At 71.6% G+C, this 20,709-nt stretch carries 25 protein-coding genes; 13 read left to right on the top strand and 12 right to left on the bottom strand.

From position 1 onward, the window contains the following. Positions 1–33 precede the first annotated feature (33 nt). From sufC to CRM89_RS11740, 6 genes are all read left to right on the top strand, one after another. Positions 34–810, top strand: coding sequence for a Fe-S cluster assembly ATPase SufC (sufC, locus tag CRM89_RS11765; RefSeq protein ID WP_011210091.1), 777 nt, complete (start codon positions 34–36; stop codon positions 808–810). Between the two features lies 1 nt (position 811). Next, a complete protein-coding gene (locus CRM89_RS11760; protein ID WP_011210090.1) occupies positions 812–2,074 on the top strand; it encodes a cysteine desulfurase in 1,263 nt (420 codons plus the stop codon). Between the two features lie 3 nt (positions 2,075–2,077). Next, a complete protein-coding gene (gene sufU / locus CRM89_RS11755; RefSeq protein WP_060590187.1) occupies positions 2,078–2,560 on the top strand; it encodes a Fe-S cluster assembly sulfur transfer protein SufU in 483 nt (160 codons plus the stop codon). Then, positions 2,553–2,927: a metal-sulfur cluster assembly factor gene (locus CRM89_RS11750; protein ID WP_011210088.1), complete on the top strand. Its 375-nt coding sequence runs from the start codon at positions 2,553–2,555 to the stop codon at positions 2,925–2,927. The genes sufU and CRM89_RS11750 overlap by 8 nt, the downstream gene beginning before the upstream one ends. A 98-nt stretch (positions 2,928–3,025) precedes the next feature. Then, positions 3,026–3,448: a DUF4189 domain-containing protein gene (locus tag CRM89_RS11745; RefSeq protein WP_229435075.1), complete on the top strand. Its 423-nt coding sequence runs from the start codon at positions 3,026–3,028 to the stop codon at positions 3,446–3,448. 51 nt (positions 3,449–3,499) lie between these two features. Further along, positions 3,500–3,967: a GNAT family N-acetyltransferase gene (locus tag CRM89_RS11740; protein ID WP_011210086.1), complete on the top strand. Its 468-nt coding sequence runs from the start codon at positions 3,500–3,502 to the stop codon at positions 3,965–3,967. A gap of 1 nt (position 3,968) precedes the next feature. Here CRM89_RS11740 and CRM89_RS11735 read toward each other — a convergent pair whose 3' ends face one another. The 4 genes from CRM89_RS11735 to CRM89_RS11715 form a co-directional block, all read right to left on the bottom strand. Continuing rightward, positions 3,969–4,502, bottom strand: a complete 534-nt coding sequence (locus tag CRM89_RS11735) for an SRPBCC family protein (RefSeq protein ID WP_098084019.1) — start codon at positions 4,500–4,502, stop codon at positions 3,969–3,971. Further along, on the bottom strand, positions 4,499–4,837 hold the full coding sequence (locus tag CRM89_RS11730) for a helix-turn-helix transcriptional regulator (protein ID WP_011210083.1): 339 nt from the start codon (positions 4,835–4,837) through the stop codon (positions 4,499–4,501). Before CRM89_RS11730 ends, CRM89_RS11735 begins: the two co-directional genes overlap by 4 nt. 57 nt (positions 4,838–4,894) lie before the next feature. Next, on the bottom strand, positions 4,895–5,482 hold the full coding sequence (locus tag CRM89_RS11725) for a hypothetical protein (RefSeq protein ID WP_098084018.1): 588 nt from the start codon (positions 5,480–5,482) through the stop codon (positions 4,895–4,897). Positions 5,483–5,745: 263 nt separating this feature from the next. Continuing rightward, positions 5,746–6,888 (bottom strand): acyl-CoA dehydrogenase family protein, encoded by a 1,143-nt coding sequence (locus CRM89_RS11715; RefSeq protein ID WP_011210081.1) that lies wholly within the window; start codon positions 6,886–6,888, stop codon positions 5,746–5,748. A 100-nt stretch (positions 6,889–6,988) separates the two neighbouring features. Here CRM89_RS11715 and CRM89_RS11710 point away from each other — a divergent pair, with 100 nt between their 5' ends. Then, on the top strand, positions 6,989–7,573 hold the full coding sequence (locus tag CRM89_RS11710) for a TetR/AcrR family transcriptional regulator (RefSeq protein ID WP_011210080.1): 585 nt from the start codon (positions 6,989–6,991) through the stop codon (positions 7,571–7,573). A 12-nt stretch (positions 7,574–7,585) separates the two neighbouring features. Here the strand turns inward: CRM89_RS11710 and CRM89_RS11705 are convergent, their stop codons facing one another. Continuing rightward, a complete protein-coding gene (locus CRM89_RS11705; RefSeq protein WP_098084016.1) occupies positions 7,586–9,001 on the bottom strand; it encodes a glutamate decarboxylase in 1,416 nt (471 codons plus the stop codon). 329 nt (positions 9,002–9,330) lie between these two features. Between CRM89_RS11705 and CRM89_RS11700 the strand changes: the two genes are divergently transcribed. Further along, positions 9,331–10,980 (top strand): ABC-F family ATP-binding cassette domain-containing protein, encoded by a 1,650-nt coding sequence (locus CRM89_RS11700; RefSeq protein ID WP_172964622.1) that lies wholly within the window; start codon positions 9,331–9,333, stop codon positions 10,978–10,980. Between the two features lie 12 nt (positions 10,981–10,992). Here CRM89_RS11700 and rox read toward each other — a convergent pair whose 3' ends face one another. The 7 genes from rox to CRM89_RS11665 all read right to left on the bottom strand — a co-directional run bounded on the left by rox (position 10,993) and on the right by CRM89_RS11665 (position 15,479). Beyond that, the gene (gene rox / locus CRM89_RS11695; RefSeq protein ID WP_098084014.1) at positions 10,993–12,414 is read right to left on the bottom strand and encodes a rifampin monooxygenase; all 1,422 of its coding nucleotides are present in this window, start codon (positions 12,412–12,414) and stop codon (positions 10,993–10,995) included. Positions 12,415–12,619: 205 nt separating this feature from the next. Beyond that, positions 12,620–12,952, bottom strand: a complete 333-nt coding sequence (locus tag CRM89_RS11690; protein WP_193776874.1) for a hypothetical protein — start codon at positions 12,950–12,952, stop codon at positions 12,620–12,622. A 75-nt stretch (positions 12,953–13,027) separates the two neighbouring features. After that, entirely contained in the window at positions 13,028–13,369 is a 342-nt protein-coding gene (locus tag CRM89_RS11685; RefSeq protein WP_098086959.1) for a DUF3140 domain-containing protein, read from the bottom strand. Positions 13,370–13,445: 76 nt separating this feature from the next. Then, entirely contained in the window at positions 13,446–13,733 is a 288-nt protein-coding gene (locus tag CRM89_RS11680; RefSeq protein ID WP_011210068.1) for a hypothetical protein, read from the bottom strand. A 110-nt stretch (positions 13,734–13,843) separates the two neighbouring features. Further along, positions 13,844–14,398 (bottom strand): hypothetical protein, encoded by a 555-nt coding sequence (locus tag CRM89_RS11675; protein ID WP_060593252.1) that lies wholly within the window; start codon positions 14,396–14,398, stop codon positions 13,844–13,846. A 5-nt stretch (positions 14,399–14,403) separates the two neighbouring features. Continuing rightward, positions 14,404–14,679: a helix-turn-helix transcriptional regulator gene (locus CRM89_RS11670; RefSeq protein WP_011210066.1), complete on the bottom strand. Its 276-nt coding sequence runs from the start codon at positions 14,677–14,679 to the stop codon at positions 14,404–14,406. A 68-nt stretch (positions 14,680–14,747) separates the two neighbouring features. Next, a complete protein-coding gene (locus CRM89_RS11665) occupies positions 14,748–15,479 on the bottom strand; it encodes a GntR family transcriptional regulator (protein ID WP_098084013.1) in 732 nt (243 codons plus the stop codon). Positions 15,480–15,632: 153 nt separating this feature from the next. Here CRM89_RS11665 and CRM89_RS11660 point away from each other — a divergent pair, with 153 nt between their 5' ends. From CRM89_RS11660 to CRM89_RS11640, 5 genes are read left to right on the top strand one after another with little or no spacing between them, the layout of a single operon-like run. Beyond that, positions 15,633–16,310, top strand: coding sequence for a phosphonatase-like hydrolase (locus CRM89_RS11660; RefSeq protein ID WP_086849959.1), 678 nt, complete (start codon positions 15,633–15,635; stop codon positions 16,308–16,310). Between the two features lie 27 nt (positions 16,311–16,337). Next, on the top strand, positions 16,338–17,303 hold the full coding sequence (locus CRM89_RS11655; RefSeq protein WP_060590203.1) for a phosphate/phosphite/phosphonate ABC transporter substrate-binding protein: 966 nt from the start codon (positions 16,338–16,340) through the stop codon (positions 17,301–17,303). Positions 17,304–17,308: 5 nt separating this feature from the next. Next, positions 17,309–18,115 (top strand): phosphonate ABC transporter ATP-binding protein, encoded by an 807-nt coding sequence (gene phnC / locus CRM89_RS11650; RefSeq protein WP_011210062.1) that lies wholly within the window; start codon positions 17,309–17,311, stop codon positions 18,113–18,115. Beyond that, complete coding sequence (gene phnE / locus CRM89_RS11645) at positions 18,112–19,710, top strand: phosphonate ABC transporter, permease protein PhnE (RefSeq protein ID WP_098084012.1); 1,599 nt, start codon at positions 18,112–18,114, stop codon at positions 19,708–19,710. The genes phnC and phnE overlap by 4 nt, the downstream gene beginning before the upstream one ends. Continuing rightward, positions 19,686–20,702, top strand: coding sequence for a zinc-binding dehydrogenase (locus CRM89_RS11640; RefSeq protein ID WP_098084011.1), 1,017 nt, complete (start codon positions 19,686–19,688; stop codon positions 20,700–20,702). The genes phnE and CRM89_RS11640 overlap by 25 nt, the downstream gene beginning before the upstream one ends. Positions 20,703–20,709 lie beyond the last annotated feature (7 nt).

Here is a 20,709-nt window from a genome sequence, read left to right as displayed (position 1 = left end):
ACATCGAAACTTCCCTCCCCGCAAAGGAACTCCATGACCACCCTGGAAATCAAGGACCTGCACGTCGAGGTTGCCAACCCCGACGAGACGGGCGAGCCGATCAAGATCCTCAAGGGCGTGAACCTGACCGTGCGCTCGGGCGAGACGCACGCCATCATGGGCCCCAACGGATCCGGCAAGTCCACCCTCTCCTACGCCATCGCCGGCCATCCCAAGTACACCGTGACCTCGGGGTCGATCACCCTCGACGGCGAGGACGTGCTGGAGATGTCGGTCGACGAGCGCGCGCGTGCGGGCCTGTTCCTGGCCATGCAGTACCCGGTCGAGGTGCCCGGCGTCTCGATGTCGAACTTCCTGCGCACCGCCGCCACCGCCGTGCGCGGCGAGGCCCCGAAGCTGCGGCACTGGGTCAAGGAGGTGAAGGAGTCGATGAGCGAGCTCGAGATCGACCCCGCCTTCGCCGAGCGCAGCGTGAACGAGGGCTTCTCCGGCGGTGAGAAGAAGCGCCACGAGATCCTGCAGCTGGGCCTGCTCAAGCCGAAGATCGCCATCCTCGACGAGACCGACTCCGGCCTGGACGTCGACGCGCTGCGCATCGTCTCCGAGGGCGTCAACCGCTACCGGGAGCGCGAGAACGGCGGCGTGCTGCTGATCACGCACTACACCCGCATCCTGCGCTACATCCAGCCCCAGTTCGTGCACGTCTTCGTCGGCGGCCGCATCGTCGCCGAGGGCGGCCCCGAGCTCGCCGAGGAACTCGACGCCAACGGCTACGTCCGCTTCACCCAGACCGCGACCGCGGGAGCCTGACATGACCGCTGCGCCTGTCACGGGCCGGACACTCGACGTCGCCCGGATCCGGGCCGACTTCCCGATCCTGAGCCGCACGGTCCGGGACGGTAAGCCGCTGGTGTACCTGGACTCCGGCGCCACCTCGCAGCGACCGCTGGCCGTGCTCGACGCCGAACGCGAATTCCTCACCGAGCGCAACTCCGCGGTGCACCGCGGCGCGCATCAGCTGGCCGAGGAGGCGACCGACGCCTACGAGGGCGCCCGCGCCGACATCGCCCGCTTCGTCGGGGTCGATGCCGGGGAGATCGTGTTCACCAAGAACGCGACCGAGTCGCTGAACCTGGTGACCTACTCCTTCGCCGACAACCGGTTCCCCTACCACGTGGGACCGGGCGACGAGATCGTGGTCACCGAACTCGAGCACCACGCGAACCTGGTGCCGTGGCAGGAGCTCGCGCGGCGTACCGGCGCCACCCTGAAGTGGTACGGCATCACCGACGACGGCCGCATCGACCTGGACTCGCTGGAGCTCTCGCCCGCCACCAAGGTCGTCGCGTTCACCCACCAGTCCAACGTGACCGGCGCGGTGTCGCCGGTCGAGGAACTGGTGCGGCGCGCGACGGCGGTGGGCGCGCTCACCGTGCTCGACGCCTGTCAGTCGGTGCCGCACATGCCGGTGGACTTCCGGGCACTCGGCGTGGACTTCGCCGCCTTCTCCGGACACAAGATGCTCGGCCCCTCCGGTGTCGGCGTGCTCTACGGCCGCCGCGCGCTGCTCGAGGAGACCCCGCCGTTCATCACCGGCGGCTCGATGATCGAGACCGTGACGATGGAGGGCAGCACCTTCGCGCCGCCGCCGCAGCGGTTCGAGGCCGGCGTGCCGATGACCTCGCAGGTCGTCGGCCTCGGCGCGGCCGTGCGGTATCTCGAGGGCATCGGCATGGCCGCGGTCGCCGAGCACGAGCACGCGCTCACCGGTGCCGCGCTCGCGGGTCTGGGCGCCATCGACGGCGTGCGGATCGTCGGCCCCACCGAGAACGTGGACCGTGGCGGCGCGGTGTCGTTCGTGGTGGACGGCATCCACGCCCACGACGTCGGCCAGATCCTCGACGACGAGGGCGTGGCCATCCGGGTCGGGCACCACTGCGCCTGGCCGCTGATGCGCCGCCTCGGCGTGCCCGCCACCGCCCGTGCCTCCTTCGCGGTCTACAACACCCTCGACGAGGTCGAGCAGTTGGTGGCCGCGGTGCGGAAGGCTCAGCGCTTCTTCGGGGTTGCATAGACCATGCGCATGGAGCAGATGTACCAGGAAGTGATCCTGGACCACTACAAGCACCCGCATCACCGCGGTCTGCGTGAGCCCTTCGGCGCCGAGGTGCATCACGTCAACCCGACCTGCGGTGACGAGGTGACCCTGCGCGTGCAGCTGGCCGAGAACGGCGACGTCGCCGACGTCTCCTACGACGGCCAGGGCTGTTCGATCAGCCAGGCCGCCACCTCGATCCTCACCGATCAGGTGATCGGCCTGCCGGTGCAGCAGGCGCTGAAGGTCGTCGACGCCTACAACGAGATGATCTCCAGCCGCGGCACCGTGGAGGGCGACGAGGACCTGCTCGGCGACGGCATCGCCCTCGCCGGTGTGTCCAAATACCCGGCCCGGGTCAAGTGCGCGTTGCTGGGCTGGCTCGCGTTCAAGGACGCGGTGATCCGGATATCCTCCGACCGAGAGACCGACCTTGCCAGCGGAAGCGGGGAACGCCATGAGTGAGACACCGACCGATGTGACCGAGCCTGCCCAGCAGGCCGAACCCTCGGCCGAGGACGCCAAGCTCCTCGAGGACATCGAGGAGGCGATGCGCGACGTCGTCGATCCCGAACTCGGCATCAACGTGGTGGATCTGGGCCTGGTGTACGGCATGCGGGTCGAGAACGACATCGCCAAGCTGGACATGACGCTCACCTCCGCGGCCTGCCCGCTGACCGATGTCATCGAAGACCAGTCCCGCAACGCGCTGGTGCGCAGCGGCCTGGTCGAGGACATGGAGATCAACTGGGTCTGGATGCCGCCGTGGGGCCCGGACAAGATCACCGAGGACGGCCGCGAGCAGCTGCGCGCGCTGGGCTTCACCGTCTGATCCGGCCGCCCCGGAAAGCGCCTCGGCGCTGGACAATTCGATCGTGCTCGACGAAGATCTCCCCGTTGTTCCATCTCGACGGGGAGATCTCGTTGTCTGTGTTGCGTAAGTCCGCCCTCGTGGTGGCCGTGTCCGCCACCGCCGTCACGGGCGTCGTGGGCGCGGGTGCCGCGGCCGGTGCCGCGAAGTCCTACGGCACGCTGGCGTATTCGCCGAGCACCGGGCGGGCGGTGGCCGCGGTCGGTCATCCCAGCCCGGTCGCCGCCGATGCCGCCGCCATCCGTGAGTGCGGGGTCTACGACTGCGATCTGGTGCTGCGTCTGGTCGATGCCTGCGGTGCCATCGCCCGCGGTGCGGACGGCCGATTCGGTTGGGCCGCAGCGCCTTCGCGCGCCGAGGCGGAGCAGGCCGCGGTGGCTTCGCTGGGGGAGAGCGCGCCCCCGTTCCCGGATCTCGGCAGCGCCCAGCCGCGTGCGGCGCAGGTCGTGGTGGCCGACTGCACCGCCAACGCGATCGGCTGAATCGGCGTGTCGCCGGTTTGATCCCATGACCGTGTTGCCGATCATGGTGGGGTGCAGTTATCCGACGGCGTCATCAGTTTACGGCCGGCCACCGGGGCCGAGCGGTCTCCGATCGGCATCTCGCCGCCCGCGGCCGAGGCCGCCGAGGCCACCGGCGTCACCCCCGATCGGATCGCCGCGGAGGCGCCGATCGAGACCTTCGCGATCGTGCGGTCGGCCGACGAGGAGGTCGTCGGCACGCTCGGCGTCCGCGCCGAGGCGCCCTATCTGCACCGGGATCAGGCCGAATTGACCTACGCGGTGGACCCGCAGTGGCGCGGGCGCGGGCTGGCCACGCGCGCGGTGGTGCTCGGCTGCCGATATGTGGCCGCGGCGGGACTGGCCGAGGAGGTGGTCCTGCGGATCGACCCGGCGAACGCCGCCTCGGTGGCGGTCGCCCGCCGGGCCCGCTTCAAGTATCTGCGCAGCACCGACGTCGAGGGCGAGGGCCCGCTGGACTGGTACGCGCAGGCGGTGTGAGTTACTCCGCGAACCGGCGCTCGTACTCCTCCCGGAGCCGGGCGTGCTTGGGCCAGAACGCTTCCGGTTCCCGTCCCGCCAGCCGTGCGGCCAGCAGGTCGAGGTGGCTGTGCCAGCCGCCGGAGACGCTGAGCAGCGCCGAGCGGTCGGGCAACTTGGTGTGGGTGACCTCGAGCCGCACCTGATCGCCGGCAGGCTCGAGCGCGAAGGTCACCTCCGAACTCTCGTCGCCCCAGGTGTAGCGCAGCAGTCGCGGCGGCTCGCAGGCCAGGATCACGCCGCGGATCCGGTGTTCGGCCGTGTACTCGTCGGGCGCGGGATCGTCGGCGGTGGAAAGCTCGGAGTTACGGAAGATCAGCTCCACCGGGCCGCCGTCGGTCAGCTCCATCGCACCGTCGGCCAGCCACGATCGCCGCAGCTCGGCCTCGGTCAGGTAGCGCCAGACGCGCTCGATCGGGCCGGGCAGCAGGCGTTCGAGCCGCACCGTGCGCGGTTCGACCAGGGTGCCGTACTCGGAGATCTGGGGTGTGGTCATGCGTCGTCCTCGTTTCGCAGCAGGGTTTCCAGGCGGTCGAGCCGCTCGGTCCAGAAGCGCTCGTAATAGCGCATCCACTCGGCGCCGTCCCGGAGCGGCCGGGCGTCGAGGCGGCAGACATGAACCCGGCCGTGCACGGTGCGCCGCACCAGTCCCGCGCGCTCGAGCACCTGGATGTGCTTGGAAGCGCCCGCCAGCGTGATCGCATACGGCTCGGCCAGCTCGCCGACGCTGCGTTCGCCGTCGTCGGCCAGCCGTCGCAGCATCGCGCGCCGGGTCGGGTGGGACAGGGCGTGGAACAGGGCGTCCAGCGTCTCGGTGTCATGTTCAACCACATGGTTGAGTATGCACGCGCGCGGCGCAATGTTCAACCGATCGGCTGAATGTTCTGGTCAGGGATGCCGGCCCGCCGCCACCCGGGCCCACTCGGTGGCCCAGCGGTCCAGCTGGCCGGCCCGGATGCGGTGGGTCACCGCGTAGACGAGCACGCCGGACACGCTGGTGACGCTCGCCCAGACCAACAGGCCGAGCAGGATCGAATCCAGCAGGATCGCCGAGCTCCCCAGCGGTGGCTGCGCCGGTCGGGCGTCGCCGTCCACCCAGATCTCGATCGATTCGCCGCGTTGGTAACCGGCCGGGACGAAGACCTCGGCCCGGTGCGTCGCGCCGTGTTCGGACCAGCGCACCGGGGTGAGCGGCCTGCCGTCGAAGCCGTTGGGGATCGCGGCGGGTTGCTCGAGCGTCGCCTGCACCGGATGCAGGCGGGCGGCCGCTTCGGTGGCCGAGACGGTGGCGGCCTGGTGCGCATGCGCGGCCACGGTGGCCGCGACGGGGATCATCAGCGCGGCCAGCAGCAGCCCGCAGCACACCAGCCACGCGATCGCCCGATCACTGCGACGCAGCAGCGGGTGGGCGCGCCAGGGCCGCAGGTTCCAGCATCGGGCCAGCGGTCCGGGCGAGGTGCGCGAGTGGGTGTCCATGGGTCCGTTCTCGGCCGGGGGTGGAAATTCTCCTCTCCACCGATGATTCCCAGGCCGGGACGGGGACGCAAACTTCCGCCGCGTGATGGTGGTCGCTCGATCGTCACGAAGCGTGGACCAGCAGCACATCACCCTGCCCGCCCCGCCGCACGGGTGCGGCAGCGCTCGAGCGCGAGGTGCGGCACGATGCGCCTGCCATGCCCATCGGGTGCCCGACGGCGATGGCGCCGCCGGCGATGCTCCCGCGCTCGTCGAACTTCGGGTCAGCGGGTGGCGAGTGAGCGGGCGATCACCAGACGCTGGATCTGGTTGGTGCCTTCGAAGATCTGGGTGATCTTGGCCTCGCGCATGAACCGTTCGACGCGGAAGTCGCGGGTGTAGCCGTAGCCGCCGAACACCTGCACGGCGTCGGTGGTGACCTTCATGGCGGCATCGGTGGCCACCAGCTTGGCCACGGAGGCCTGGCGGGAGTAGGGGAGTCCGGCGTCGCGCCGGCGGGCGGCGTCGAGGTAGGTGGCGCGGGCCGAATCGACGGCGGCGGCCATGTCGGCGAGCAGGAAGCCCAGGCCCTGATGGTCGATGATCTTGCGGCCGAAGGCGGTCCGTTCCTGCGCGTAGGCCACCGCTTCGTCCAGGGCGGCCTGTGCCAGGCCGACGGCCACGGCCGCGATACCGAGGCGACCGGAATCCAAGGCGCTGAAGGCGATCTGCAGGCCCTGGCCCTCCGCGCCGATGCGGCGCTCGGCGGGCAGGAAGGCGTTGTCGTAGTGCGCGGAGGTGGTGGGCACCGCGGTGAGCCCCATCTTCTCCTCCGGCTTGCCGAAGGACAGCCCCTCGGTGTCCTTGTCGACCAGGAAGCAGGAGACGCCGCGCGACCCCTCGCCGGTGCGCGCGAACAGGGTGTAGAAGTCGGCGACCCCGCCGTGGGTGATCCACGCCTTGGTGCCGTCGATCCGGTACCCGCCCTCGACCGCCGTGGCCTTGCACGCCAGCGCCGCGGCATCCGAACCGGCCTGCGGCTCGGACAGGCTGTAGGCGCCGATGGTGCTGCCGCTCAACATCTCCGGCAGCCAGCGCTGCCGCTGCTCGTCGGTGCCGAACGCCAGCAGCGGGTGACAGGACAGGCTGTGCACACTGACCGCCACCGCGACCGCCGCCCACCGCGCGGCGAGTTCCTCGAGCACCTGCAGGTACACCTCGTACGGCTGGCCCCCGCCGCCCCACTCGACCGGGTAGGGCAGGCTCAACAACCCCGCCTCGCCCAGCGTCGCGAACACCCCGGCCGGATAGGTCTCGGTCTTCTCGCACTCGTCGACCTGCGGAGCGAGGACCTTGTCGGCGATGTCGCGGGTGAGCTGGATCAGCTCGCGCGCCTCCTCGGTGGGCAGCAGACGGTCGACGGCCACGATCTCTCCTCGGTGGGCAACGGGAAACAGTACTGGATTACCAAGCACAGTACTGTTCGGGTGACAGTACTGCAAGACGCTCTCCAGTACCATCGACCCCATGCCAGGGCTCACCACCGCGGGTTTCGCGACCAGACGTCGCACCCAGCTGTTCGACGCGCTGGTCGACCTGTTCCTCGCCGAGGGCTTCGCCCACCTCACCCTCGACGAGATCGCCCGGCGGCTGCGCTGCTCCAAGTCGACCCTCTACACCCTCGCCGACAGCAAGGAACAGCTGGTCAAGGCCGCGACCGTGCACTTCTTCCGGCGCGCAACCGACGACGTCGAGTCCCGCATCCGGGACATCGACAGCGCCCGTGAGCAGATCACCGCCTACCTGTCCGCGGTCGGCACCACCCTGGCCGGCGCCTCGGAACGGTTCATGGCCGACCTGGACACCTTCGCCCCCGCTCGTGAGGTCTACGAGCGCAACACCAGGATCGCGGCCCGCCGCGTCCGCGAACTCGTCGACGACGGCGTCGCGCGCGGCGAGTTCCGCGACGTGCACGCCGCCTTCGCCGCCGACCTCGTGGCCACCATGATGGTCCGCATCCAGCAGGGTGGGGTCCGGGCGAGCACCGGCCTCGACGACGCCCACGCCTACCGCGAACTCGCCGCCATCCTCACCGCGGGCATCAGCGCCTGAATCCCGGCCGGGTCAGTGGCCCCTCGGGGCCTGGGCGCCGTGGGCGAAGGTGGCGGTGTCCGGGCCGTGCTGGGGCCGGTCCTGGGCGCGCAGGCGGGGGAGGACGGCGGCCAGGGCGTCGAGCAGCATGTCGGCCAGGTCGTGGCTGAATCCGTTGCGGACCACGATGCGCAGGACGGCCAGGTCCTCGCGGTCGGCGGGAAAGGTGTAGGCGGGCACCAGCCAACCCTGTTCGCGCAACGCGGCGGAGACGTCGAACACCGAGTAGCCGGTTTCGCCCTCGGCGAGGGTGAACGCGAAGACCGGCAGCTGGCGGCCGTCGGTGAGCAACCGGAACGCGCCCAGGGCGGCGATCCGGTCGGCGAGGCGGGTCGCCACGTCGCGGCAGTACTGCTGGACCCGCGTGTAGCCGCTGCGACCCAGCCGCAGGAAGGTGTAGTACTGGGCGACGACCTGCGCGCCGGGGCGGGAGAAGTTCAGCGCGAAGGTGGGCATCTGGCCGCCGAGGTAGTTGACCCGGAAGATGAGGTCCTCCGGCAACGCCGCGGCGTCGCGCCACACCACCCAGCCCACCCCGGGGTACACCAGCCCGTACTTGTGCCCGGAGGTGCTGACGGAGGCGACCCGCGGCAACCGGAAGTCCCACACCAGATCCGGGTCGCAGAACGGCGCGACCATCGCGCCGGAGGCGCCGTCGACGTGCACCGGGATGTCCCAGCCGCGCTGCCGTTCCAGCTCGTCGAGCGCGGCGCAGATCTCGGCAACCGGTTCGTAACTGCCGTCGAAGGTCGAGCCGAGCACCGCGACCACGCCGATGGTGTTCTCGTCGCAGTGCGGCAGCGCCGCCTCCGCGGTCAGGTGGAAGCGGTCGCCCGCCATCGGCACCAGCCTGGCTTCCACATCCCAGTAGTCGGCGAACTTCTCCCAGCAGACCTGAACATTGGCTCCCATCACCAGATTCGGGCGCTCGGTGGACAACCCGGCCGCCCGGCGCCGGTGCTGCCAGCGCCGTTTCAACGCCAGCCCGGCCAGCATGCACGCCTCGCTGGAACCGGTGGTCGAACAGCCGGTGGCGTGGGCGGGATCGGCGGCGTGCCAGAGGTCGGCGAGCATGCGCACACAGCGCTGCTCGAGGTCGGCGGTGCGCGGGTATTCGTCCTTGTCGATCATGTTCTTGTCGAAGCACTCCGCCATGAGCACCCGCGCGCTCGGCTCCATCCACGTGGTGACGAAGGTGGCCAGGTTCAGCCGGGCGTTGCCGTCGAGCATCAACTCGTCGTGCACCACCTGGTAGGCGATATCGGCGTCGAGTTCGCCCGCGGGTAGCCGATCCCGCGGCACCGACACCGGTTCACGGGTGAAGACGGGATTGACGGCCACCTCGCTCGGCCCGGGATCCTGCGGAAAGGAGGGGTGCGACAAAGGCATGGCGACTCCTGATCGGCTCCGGCATTCCACACCGCTGACGTGTCGCTCGACCGTACCCCGGTGCGGCGCGGAACCACGGCAGGTCGGGCGGGTCGGCGCCGGATACCGGAAATCCCATTGCCGCGCCTCGGCCGAGTCGATACAGTCGGGCGCGTGTTCACAGGCACCGCGATGACGAGGCCCTGGTCGCTCCGCTGACGGCGGCGACCCGATACCTCGATTCCCCTCAGCCGCCGTCCGGGTAGTCCCGCCGGGCGGTCTTCCGCTGTCCCGGCTCCTTCTCGAGCTGCGGAGTTCCAGTGTCTGCTTCCTCCACGGGCCGTTGCGGCCTGTCCACCTCCGATGCCCCTGCCGCCCCCGGCGACCCGCTACCGGCCGGCGCGGGCGCGCACCTGCGAGCCACCTCGATCCACGTCACCCTCGGGGCGCGGACCGTGCTGGCCGACGTGTCGGTCACCGTGTCCGCGCGCTCCCGGCTGGCCGTGGTCGGTGAGAACGGGCGCGGCAAGAGCACGCTGCTGCACGTGCTCGCCGGGCTGCGCGCGCCCGACAGCGGAACCGTCACCAGGGCCGGCACCGTCGGTGTCGCCCGGCAGGCGATCCCGTCCCGCGCGGGCCAGACCGTGGGCGATCTCGTCGCCGAGACCATCGCCCCGGCGCAGCGGGCGCTGCGCGACCTCGACGCCGCGACCGCGGCGCTCGCCGCCGGCACAGCGGGTGCCGACGATGCCTACGGCGCGGCGCTGGATGCCGCGACCCGGCTGGACGCCTGGGACGCGGAGCGACGCGTCGACATCGCCCTGGCCGCGCTGCGCGCCTGCACCGACCGGGCGCGGCCACTGGCGACACTGTCGGTGGGACAACGCCATCGGGTCCGGCTCGGCTGCCTGCTCGGCGCCGCCCACGACATCCTGCTGCTGGACGAGCCGACCAACCACCTGGACCGCGACGGCCTGGATTTCCTCACCGAACGCCTGCGCGCCCATCCCGGCGGGTTCGCCGTCGTCAGCCACGATCGGGCACTGCTGCGCGCGGTCGCCGAGGAATTCCTCGACCTCGACCCCAGCCGGGACGGGCGGCCGCAATTGTTCGCGGGCGGCTACGCCGGGTGGCAGGAGGGTCGCCGCCGCGCCCGCGAGCGCTGGGAACACGACCACGAGGACCAACTCGCCGAGCGGGCGCGGCTGCGCGAGGCCGTCGCCGGTGCGCGCGAGCGGCTGAGCACCGGGTGGCGACCCGACAAAGGCCACGGCAAGCATCAGCGGCAGTCCCGCGCGCCCGGCGTGGTGCAGGCGCTGCGGCGCCGCGAGGCCGAACTGGACGCCCATGTCGTCACCGTGCCCGAACCGCCGCTGCGCCTGCGGTTCCCGGAACTGCCCGCCCGCGCGGGCACTCCGCTGCTGCGGGCCGACGAGGTCGCGGTCGCGGGGCGGACGGCCCGGCCGGTCACGCTCGCGCTCGCGGCGGGGGAGCGGTTGCTGGTGACCGGACGTAACGGCGCAGGCAAATCGACCCTGCTGGCCGTGCTCGCCGGCGAGCTGGCGCCGACCACCGGCGACGTCCGGCATCACGCGACGGCGCGGGTGGCGCTGGTCGGTCAGGAAGTGCCGGACTGGGATCCCGAGCCGACCGCGCAGGAGTTCTACGAGCGCCACGTGCGCGGTCTCGAGCTGAACGACGGCATCGCGCCCCTGCCGCTGGCCGCGACCGGTCTGCTCGAGAAAAGCGCACGGCACACCCCGGTCGGGCGGTTGTCGCAGGGGCAACAGCGTCGGCTCCACCTGGCCGTGCGGCTCGCCGCCCGGCCCAACGTGCTGCTGTTCGACGAGCCGACCAACCACCTGTCGGCGGCGCTGGTGGACGAGCTGACCGCCGCGCTGCGCGAGACCGCGGCGGCGGTGGTGGTGGCGACCCACGATCGGCAGCTGCTCGCCGATCTGGCGCGGTGGCCGCACCTGCGGCTCCCCTCGGACGGGTAGGCGCTTCCGCGGTCAGGTGGCGGCGCCGAACCAGCGGGGCAGGTGGGCGAGCAGATCGTCCTGGTCCTCGCCCACCCACGCGACGTGCCCGTCCGGGCGCAGCAGCGCCGCCGGGACGTCGAGCGCCGCGCCCGGGTCGGCGAGGTGGTCGACGCGGTCGGACCAGCCCGATACCGACAGCCGCCCGGTCCGGTCGAGCAGCAGCCCGCGGCCGCCGCGCATCCGCTCGTAGAGGCGGCCTTCGGTGAGCGGGATGTCGCGCAGCCGTCGACCGACCAGGTCGTGGCCGTCGCCGAGGTCGTAGCGGACGGCGATCGCGGTGATCTTCTCGATCAGGTGCCGGTTCACGTCGGGGAACTCGACCAGCTCCGCCATCAGTCTGCGCACCGCGCGCGGGCCAGGGTCGAGGGAGAGCAGCGTCATCTGGGCGCGGGTGTTGTCCAGCACCTCGGCGGCGACCGGATGGCGTTCGTCGTGGTAGCTGTCCAGCAGGTCCGGCGGCGCCCAGCCGCCGATCGCGGCGGCGAGCTTCCAGCCGAGGTTGAAGGCGTCCTGGATGCCCAGATTGAGGCCCTGACCGCCGGTCGGCGGATGGATGTGGGCGGCGTCGCCCGCCAGCAGCACCCGCCCGGTGCGGTAGCGCTCGGCGAGCCGGGTGGCGTCGCCGAAGCGGGACAGCCAGCGCGGGGAGTGCACGCCGAAGTCGGTGCCCGCCGTCGCGTGCAGGCATCGCTTCAGCTCGTCGAGGGTGGGTGCGGCGCGGTCCGCGGACAGGCCCTGCGCGGGCACGATCAGCCGGAAGAACCCGTCGCCGGCCGGGACGGCCCCGAATCGCAGTTGGGTCTTGCGCACCTCGGCGACCACCGCGGTCAGTGTCTCGACCGGCACGTCGATCCGCACGTCGGCCAGCAACGTCTCGACCCGGGTGGGTTCACCGGGGAAGTCGACCCCGAGCAGACGGCGCACGGTCGAGCGCCCGCCGTCGCAGCCGACGAGGTACCGGGCGCGCAACCGCGTGCCGTCGGCCAGCTCGGCGGTCACCCCGTCCGCGTCCTGATCCAACCCGGCCACTTCGCAGCCGCGGCGGATCTCGGCGCCGAGTTCGGTGGCGTGCTCGGTGAGCAGGCGCTCGGTGACGACCTGGGGAATCGCGAGCACGTAGGAGTGCGCGGTGTCCAGGTCGGCGGGCCATTCGGCGGCCAGCCCGGCGAAGAACCCGCCGACCCGGAACTGCTCGCCGTGCGCGAGGAACCGCTCCAGCAGCCCGCGCTGGTCCATCACCTCGATGCTGCGCGCGTGCAGGCCCCGACTGCGGGAGTGCTGGTTCGGGGTGGGCTCCTTCTCCAGTACCACCGTGCGCACACCGTGCAGGCGCAGTTCGCCGGCCAGCATCAAGCCGGTCGGTCCGGCACCCGCGATGATCACATCGATCACGTCAGTCGTCCCATTTCGCTCGAGGGTTTTCCGGCCGGCGACCGGTGCGCGGGTACGCGACCGGCCGGTCCTTTGTGCCGGCGTCGGCCGCACAGTGTGCAGCACGACGGGGGCCTTGCCGCAAGGCCCCCTGTGCGCGTTATGGTGAAAGGGGAACGAACGGACGGGGTTCCGGATGTCGGGGTTCCGGATGTCGCTGCTCGGGTCAGCGCGTCTCCGGCTCGATGATCGTGTACCGGTCGGGCATCACCAGGCAGTACAGGCCACCGGTCTCGTTGGTGAGGCAGTAGACCGGCCGCGTCGCGTCGGAATTACCCGACTCGCGCTGCTCACCGACCTTCTGCACGGTGATTCGATGGGGGTCCTTCGCCGGCTGCTGCACGGTGTTCTCGTCCCACGGGTGCCAGGCGAGCAGGCCGCCGCCGAGACCGGCGACGACGATCGCGGCCGCCAGCAGGCCGTGGCCGCGGGGTCGGGCCGGACCGGTGTCCGGCGACGGGGAAGAGACCTGCGGTGCAACGAAATCCGGGTCAGCCATGCGCCCCATCCAACCCGATCCGGCCCGTGCCGGGAAGGTCGATCCGGGACCCGCTCGGCGCTGTTCAGCGCGTGTTCACCCGCGTTGCAGCGGATCGTGGCCCAGTGACATCAAGCGCCGCCGCCACTCGTCGGAGCCGGCGCGGGGTTCGCCGTCGTCCTCGGCGCCGCGCGCGGCGGTGATCTCGACGACGGCGCGGCGCATCACCTCGATGTCGTCGGCGCTCAGGTCGGTGCGGCGTTTGCCGAGCACCGCCAGGATGCGCCGGCCCAGCTCGGGCCCGGCGTGGTCCGGTTCGGTCTCGCTGCGCGGGCCCGCGCCCTCGGTGCGCAGCCAGTCGCCCAGTTGCCGGGAGGACATGTTGACCAGCCGGTGGAACTCGTCCCACAGTGCCTGATCCACCTCGGTCTCGGCCACGATGTGCACCCTTTCGTCTCGATCGTGCTCCGGCTCGTGTCGGCTACCCGAGCGGGAGCCGGGCAAACGAGACCGATCACGGCCGTGGATCGATCCGCTGCCAGCCGCGCCGCTCGGAGCGGGTCGCCGCGGTGCACCGGCGGCACAGCACGACCCGCCGGTCCCCGGTGTCGGCCAGCCACAGCGCCTCACCCCAGGGCACGTGGGGGAAGCGCGCGAGCCGCGCTCGCGACAGCGGCACGCCACAGACCGTCTGGTTGGTGCCGGGGAGCCAGGCGTGGGTGTCGCCGCTCGGGTAGCGGATGCCGTCGTCGCCGGTCCACCGGCTGGACGCGGCGACCGCGGGCTGCGGGGAGCGGGGCATGTCGACGGCATGCCCGCGTCCGCGGGGGCCGAAACGCGGCAGCGGAAGTCTCGCGGACCGCATCGATCCGTGCCGAGGCAGTCGTTCCGATGCCACGCCGCGCGGTGCGCTCAGCGCACGGCGCCGGCGATTCCGGAGTCCTCGGGGTCCGGGTCGGGGCGGTTCCACGCCAGGATCATCGCGGGCGAGCACCCGCCGATCAGCAGGGCGGTGACGATCCACAGCCCGCAGGCGTAGCCGAAGCCGGGATTCGTCTCGTTCAACGAGCTCGCCACGATGAGGACGAACGCGGGCAGCATCGCCAATGTCTGGGTGATGGTGAGCCCGATCGAGCGGGCGCTGTCGCGCTCGGCGATCTCCCGCTCGTCCAGTGCGTCGCGGGGAGCGTCGCTCTGCCTGCTCGAGACCACCTGCAGGATCGTCCAGGTCGGCAGGAAGAGCACACAGGCCACCAGCCACAGCAGCGGTCCGATCGTCATGGACGCCAGGCAGATGGCGCCGATCGCGATCAGTGCCGCGAACTCGACGGCCAGCGCGATCACGAGCGCGCGCCTGCGCGTCCTGGTGCGCCAGCCCGGCAACCAGCGGCCGGTGATCGCCTCGTTCTGCAGGAATCTCCTGGTGCGGTAGGCCTGATAGTTCTCGAGCAGGTTGGTCGCGGACATGCCGATCACCTTCCTCGGTTCTCACGGCCGTAGATCTCGGCCGACAGCGGCGTGAACTCGGTGCGGGAGAAGACCGCTTCCACCGGCAGGCCGAACACCTCGCAGATGCGCAGCGCCAGATCCAAACTCGGATAGTGGTCGCCGCGCTCGAGCGCGCCCACCGTCTGCGGGTTCACCTCGATGAGTTCGGCCAGCGCGGCGCGGCTGAGCGACCGTTCGGCGCGCAGTACCGCGATGCGGTTGTAGATCGGGCGGGTTTCCCCCCGTCGCACTGGGCTCATATATCGAAGTGTTGTAAAAACACAACGATATGTCAAGCCGACCGATCAGGTGCGGCGTGGCTACCGGATCAGTGGTCGCGCGTCTGGACGGCGGTGAAGGTCATCCGGTCACCGCGGTAGAGGGAGCGGCGGTGCTCGATCGGAACGCCGTCGGGATCGTAGGAGACGCGGTTGAGCAGGAACATCGGAGTGCGAGCGTCGGCGGTGAGCAGCGCGGCCTCGCGGGCGTCGGGCAGCGTCGTCTCGATGGTGTCCACCGCCCGGTCGAAAACGATGCCGCGGCGGCGGATCTCGGCGTACAGCGAGGCGGTGTGGTCGAAGGTCTCGACCAGTTCCGGGTACCGGTAGGCGGGCAGCCGGGTGGTTTCGAGGCCGACGCGCAGGTCGTCGGTGGTCAGCACGCGCTCGAGCTGGATCACCGGATCGCCCTCGGCGATGTGCAGGTCGCCGGCCAGCGCCGGGTCGGCGGTCAGCCGGGTCCAGCCGACGAGGATGCGCCCGGCCCGATGTCCTTGCGCCACTGCGGCTTCGGTGTAGGAGCCCAACGCCAGTGGCTGGACGAACTTCGGCCCGGCGACAACGGTGGCGCGGCCGCGCCGCTGGATGCGTCCGGCCAGCAGGAGTTCGCGCAGGGCCTGGCGGACGGTCTCGCGCGCCACGTCGAAGCGCAGGGCGAGCTCGCGTTCGGAGGGTACCGGGTCGCCCTCGTCGAGTTCGTCGAGGAGTTTGTCCACCTGTGCACGCACGATCTGGTGCTTGAGGACGCGTGGTTCGGCGCGGGCGGTCACTCGACCCAGCATAGCCGGATTTTGGTCTATACCAAGAGTTCACCTGCGGTTCGCTCGACCGTCGACGGATGGTCTATACCAATCGCCATCGTGGGGTGCGGCGCCGGCGGACCCGTGGCCGACCGGCGCCGAACTTCCGTTCACCCCTTACGGACTGGGACTCAGATGACCGATATCGCTCTGGCCGTGCTGGACATGGCCGGCACCACCGTCACCGACGACGGCCTCGTCACGCGCGCCTTCGAGGAAGCCGCCACGGCCGCGGGCCTGCCGCCGGAGGGCGCGGAACGCGAGAACGCGCGCCGCTACGTGCTCGACACCATGGGCCAGTCGAAGATCGCGGTGTTCCGCGCGTTGTTCGCCGACGAGGAGCGCGCCCGGCGCGCCAATGCCGCGTTCGAGGCCGCCTACGCCCGATTCGTCGAGGACGGCGGCGTGCAGGCCCTGCCCGGCGCGGCGGAGACGATCGCCGCGCTGCGCGACGGGGGGCTCACCGTCGCCTTGACCACCGGTTTCAGCTCCGCCACCCAGGAGCGGATCCTCGACGTCCTGGGCTGGCGCGCCCTCGCCGACTTCGCCCTCGCCCCACCGGATGCCGGTCGCGGCAGGCCCATGCCCGACCTGGTGCTGGCGGCGGTCCTGCGCGCCGGGGTCGACGACGTGCGCCGTGTCGCCGTGGCCGGTGACACCGCCGGTGACATCGAATCCGGCCGCCGCGCCGGCGCCACCATCCTGGCCGGCACGTTGACCGGCGCCCACGACGCGGACACGCTGCGCCGCGCCGGTGCCACCCACGTGCTCGACTCCGTCGCCGAACTGCCCGCCCTGTTGCTGCCCGCCTGAAACCTCTTCCACCGCAAGGAACTGCGCATGAACATCCGCCGCTCCCGCCCGCTCGTCTCGCTGCTGGCCGGATTCGCCCTCGCGCTGTCGGCCTGTTCCGGCTCCGGCGCGGACTCCCGCGCGATCAACGACAGGGGCTTCCCCGAGACCCTGACCCTGGCCGCCATCCCGGCCGAGAACTCGACCGACCTGAAGGCCAGCTACGATCCCGTCATCGCGCTGCTCGAACGCGAGACCGGCGCGAAGATCGACTTCGTGCAGGCGTCCGACTACGCGGGCGTGGTCGAGGGCATCATCGCGGGCAACGTCGACATGGCGTTCTTCGGCCCGTTCGCCTACGTCGTCGCCGGTGTCAACGGCGCGAAGATGACCCCGCTGGGTGCGGTCGTGCAGGAACCCGGGGGCAAGCCCGGCTATCAGTCCTACGGCCTGGCCCGTTCCGACAACGCCGCGATCGAGTCGTTGGCCGACTTCGCGGGCAAGAAGGTGTGTTTCGTCGATCCCAGCTCGACCTCCGGATTCCTCTATCCCACCGCGGGTCTGATCGAGCAGAAGGTCATCGCCTCCGGCGCGGAGGCCGACCTGTCCAAGGGGCTGACGCCGATCTACGCGGGCGGGCACGACGCCTCGGCGCTCTCGATCGCCGCCGGTGACTGCGACGCGGGCTTCGCCTTCGACACCATGGTCGACAAGACCCTCGTCGAGAAGGGCGACCTGGCGCCGGGCCAGTTGAAGACGGTGTGGAAGTCCGAGACCATCGCGGGCTCGGTGTTCGCCGCCGCCGACGCGCTGGGCGCGGAGACCGTCGCGAAACTGCGGACGCTGTTCACCGAGAAGGTGAACGCCGACCACCTGCGCGGCGCCGGCCTGTGCACGGGCGAGTGCCGGATCACCGACGAACGCGCCTGGGGCGTGGTGCCCGCCGCCGACAGCGACTACGACGGCGTGCGGCACGTCTGCGAGGTCACCCGCTCCGACAAGTGCGCGGGCTGAGCGTCGTGTCCGCCGATTCCCGCGCCGAGGTGGTGCTGCACGCCGAGGCGGTGACCAAGCGCTTCGGTGCCACCCTGGCGCTCGATGCGGTATCGATGACCGTGCACCGCAGTGAACTCGTCGTCCTGCTGGGTCTGTCGGGCTCGGGCAAGTCGACGCTGCTGCGTTGCTTCAACGGCCTGCACCCGGTGACCTCCGGTGCGGTGACCGTGGCGGGCACGCGGGTGGACACCGCGCCGCGGGCCACCGTGCGCGCGCTGCGGCGCGACATCGGGTTCGTCTTCCAGCAGTTCAACCTCGTCGGGCGGCTGTCGTGCCTGGACAACGTGCTGCTGGGCGGGCTGGCCCGGCTGCGCCTGCCGCGCTACGGCGCGCTGACCTACCCGAAGCGGATGCGCGCGGAGGCCGTCGCGCACCTCGACCGGGTCGGGCTGGCCGATCTGGCGCACCGGCGCACCGACACGCTCTCGGGTGGGCAGCAGCAGCGGGTCGCGATCGCGCGCACCCTCATGCAACGCCCGAAGCTGGTGCTGGCCGACGAGCCGGTCGCCTCGCTGGATCCGGAGAACGCCGGGGTGGTGATGGATCTGCTGTTCCGGATCTGCTTGGAGGACAACCTGACCGTGGTGTGCACGCTGCACCAGGTGGACCTGGCGCTGGGCTGGGCGCACCGGGTGATCGGATTGCGGGACGGCCGCAAGGTGTTCGACCGGCCCGCCGCCGGACTGTCCCGCGACGAGGTCATGGCGATCTACCAGCGGGCCGAGGTCACCCGGTCGGCGCCCGCCGGACTGGCCGCGGGGGCGCTGTGACCGCGACGCTCACCACACCGGGGCCCGTCCTGCCCGGCTCGCCGCCGCGGGCCGAGCGGGTGCGGGCGGCGCTGCTGCGGCTGCTCGGGGTGGGCGGTCTCGTGCTGACCCTGATCTCGGCCTGGTCGATCGATTTCGCCCCGGCCACCCTGCTGGACGGTCTCGACGACATGGCCGCGCTGCTCGAGCGGATGCTGCCGCCGCGACTGGACGATCCGCCGCGGATCTGGGCGCTCGCGGTGGAGACGCTGCTGATGGCGGTGCTGGGCACCGTGCTGGCGGCACTGGCCTCGGTGCCGCTGGCGTTCCTGGCGGCACGCAACACCACCCCGCACCCGGCGGTGGCGGCGATCGCGCGCGGGATCATCACCTTCTGCCGGGCCATGCCGGACCTGTTGTTCGCGGCGTTGCTGGTGCGCGCGCTCGGCATCGGTGTGCTGCCCGGCATTCTCGCGCTGGCGCTGCACTCCATCGGCATGCTCGGCAAGCTGTTCGCCGACGCGATCGAGCAGACCGATCCCGGCCCGCGCGAGGCCGCCCGGGCGGCGGGCGCCGGGTACCTGCGCGAGATGATCCACGCCGTGGTGCCGCAGACGGTCCCGTCCTGGATCGGCACGTTCGTCTATCGCGTCGACATCAACCTGCGGATCTCGGTGGTGCTCGGTTTCGTCGGCGCGGGCGGCATCGGTTTCGCGCTGCAGGATTCGTTGCGCGGGCTGGCCTATCCCCGCGCGCTGGGCATCGTGGCGGTGATCCTGGCGATCATCGCGGCGATGGAGGTGTTCGCGATCCTCGCGCGGCGGGTGCTGCTGAGTCCGGAGTCTCTCGGACCCCGGGCCGCCAGGGCGGCCCGCACGGCCTTCGGCGCGATCGCCGTGGCGGCCACGGTGGCCGCGCTGGTGGTGCTCGACGTCGATCCGGTGGAACTGCTGACCTGGCCTACCGCCGCCGTCGAGGTGTTCGGGCGGCTGCTGCCGCCGGATTTCGCCGCGCTGGGCCCGCAGTTGCTCGAGGCGGCCTGGCAGACGGTCGCGATCGCCGTGGTGGCGACCGCGATCGGGGCGGTGCTGTCGGTGCCCGTCGGAATCCTCGCCGCCCGCACGGTGACTCCGCATCCGGCGGTGTACTGGGCTGCGCGGGCCTGGATCCTGGTCGTGCGCGCGATCCCGGAGCTGATCCTGGCCGTGATCTTCGTCGCCGCACTGGGCCTCGGGCCGATCGCGGGTACCTGCGCGCTGGCCATCGGCTCGGTCGGGCTGCTCGGCAAACTCGTCGCCGACGCCGTCGAGGAGATCGACACGGGCCCGCTCGAGGCGGTCCGCGCGCTCGGCGGCGGCTGGTGGAAGACGTTGGTGGCGGCGGTGATTCCGCAGGCGGTGCCCGCGCTGGTTGGTTCGACGCTCTACCTGCTCGACGTGAACATCCGCACCTCCACGATCCTGGGGATCGTGGGCGCGGGCGGGATCGGTTACCTGTTGTTCGAGTCGATCCGCACGCTCGAGTTCGGCGTCGCCGGCGCGATCGTGCTCGTCGTCTTCGCGCTCGTCTACGTCATCGAAAGGCTCTCCGGATGGATTCGCTCCCAGGTGGTGTGACGCGCGCGGCGGTGTGGACCGGTGCCGGGGTCGCGGTCCGCGACGTGCCGGTGCCGCGCCTGGCGCCGGGCCAATCGCTGGTACGGGTCCGCCTCGCCACGGTGTGCGGCAGCGACCTGCACACCGTCGCGGGCCGGCGTGCGGCACCGTGCCCGTCGGTGCTCGGGCACGAGGCGGTCGGCGAGATCGTGGCCACCACGCCGCGGGCCGGGCACGGCGCGCCGGGACAGCGCATCGTGTGGTCGGTGACGGCGGCGTGCGGGCGGTGCGCGCGGTGCCGCGCGGACCGCACCGCCAAATGCCTGTCCGTGCGCAAGGTCGGGCACGAGGCCTTCGACGGCGACTGGCCGCTGTCGGGCTCCTACGCCCGCCATCTCGTCCTGCCCGCGGGCGTGCGCACGGTGGCGGTGCCCGACACGGTGCCCGACGCGGTGGCGGCCCCGGCCGCCTGCGCGACCGCAACGGTGATGGCCGCGCTGGAGGCGGCCGGTGACCTGGCCGGGCGGCGGGTGCTCGTCTACGGGGCGGGCATGCTCGGGTTGACCGCCGCCGCGGCCTGCGCGCACCGGGGCGCGCACGTCGCGGTACGCGACGTCGTCGCCGCGCGGGCGGCGTTGGCGGCGGGCTTCGGCGGCGGGGCCGACGACGGCCTGCCGGTGGACGCCGCGTTCGACTTCTCCGGCTCGTCCGCCGCCATCGCCGATGCGCTCACCCGGTTGGACATCGGCGGGGCGCTGGTGCTGGCCGGTTCGGTGGCGCCCGGTCCGCCGGTCCCGTTGGACGCGGAGCGGGTGGTGCGCCGCTGGTTGCGCATCGCGGGCGTGCACAACTACGAGCCGCGGCATCTGACCGACGCCGTCGACTTCCTCGCCGCGACGGCGGGCACCTACCCCTGGCACGAACTGGTCGCCGAGCCGCTGCCGCTCGACGACATCGCCGCCGCCCTGACCGGTCCGCCCGCCGGACGGACCCGCTGCGCCGTCGCACCCTGACCCAAGC

It is taken from the genome of Nocardia sp. FDAARGOS_372 (genome assembly GCF_002554515.1).
GTDB classification, from domain to species: domain Bacteria; phylum Actinomycetota; class Actinomycetes; order Mycobacteriales; family Mycobacteriaceae; genus Nocardia; species Nocardia farcinica.
This window is presented reverse-complemented; position numbering and strand designations above follow the sequence as displayed.

Coding starts and splice junctions, on each gene's coding strand:
- CRM89_RS11665 (WP_098084013.1), bottom strand. CDS start 15,479: ATGCTGGGTCGAGTGACCGCCCGCGCCGAACCACGCGTCCTCAAGCAC.
- CRM89_RS11750 (WP_011210088.1), top strand. CDS start 2,553: ATGAGTGAGACACCGACCGATGTGACCGAGCCTGCCCAGCAGGCCGAA.
- CRM89_RS11690 (WP_193776874.1), bottom strand. CDS start 12,952: ATGGCTGACCCGGATTTCGTTGCACCGCAGGTCTCTTCCCCGTCGCCG.
- CRM89_RS11705 (WP_098084016.1), bottom strand. CDS start 9,001: ATGCCTTTGTCGCACCCCTCCTTTCCGCAGGATCCCGGGCCGAGCGAG.
- CRM89_RS11660 (WP_086849959.1), top strand. CDS start 15,633: ATGACCGATATCGCTCTGGCCGTGCTGGACATGGCCGGCACCACCGTC.
- CRM89_RS11670 (WP_011210066.1), bottom strand. CDS start 14,679: ATGAGCCCAGTGCGACGGGGGGAAACCCGCCCGATCTACAACCGCATC.
- CRM89_RS11760 (WP_011210090.1), top strand. CDS start 812: ATGACCGCTGCGCCTGTCACGGGCCGGACACTCGACGTCGCCCGGATC.
- CRM89_RS11675 (WP_060593252.1), bottom strand. CDS start 14,398: ATGTCCGCGACCAACCTGCTCGAGAACTATCAGGCCTACCGCACCAGG.
- sufU (WP_060590187.1), top strand. CDS start 2,078: ATGCGCATGGAGCAGATGTACCAGGAAGTGATCCTGGACCACTACAAG.
- CRM89_RS11640 (WP_098084011.1), top strand. CDS start 19,686: ATGGATTCGCTCCCAGGTGGTGTGACGCGCGCGGCGGTGTGGACCGGT.
- CRM89_RS11710 (WP_011210080.1), top strand. CDS start 6,989: ATGCCAGGGCTCACCACCGCGGGTTTCGCGACCAGACGTCGCACCCAG.
- sufC (WP_011210091.1), top strand. CDS start 34: ATGACCACCCTGGAAATCAAGGACCTGCACGTCGAGGTTGCCAACCCC.
- CRM89_RS11680 (WP_011210068.1), bottom strand. CDS start 13,733: ATGCCCCGCTCCCCGCAGCCCGCGGTCGCCGCGTCCAGCCGGTGGACC.
- CRM89_RS11655 (WP_060590203.1), top strand. CDS start 16,338: ATGAACATCCGCCGCTCCCGCCCGCTCGTCTCGCTGCTGGCCGGATTC.
- CRM89_RS11725 (WP_098084018.1), bottom strand. CDS start 5,482: ATGGACACCCACTCGCGCACCTCGCCCGGACCGCTGGCCCGATGCTGG.
- CRM89_RS11735 (WP_098084019.1), bottom strand. CDS start 4,502: ATGACCACACCCCAGATCTCCGAGTACGGCACCCTGGTCGAACCGCGC.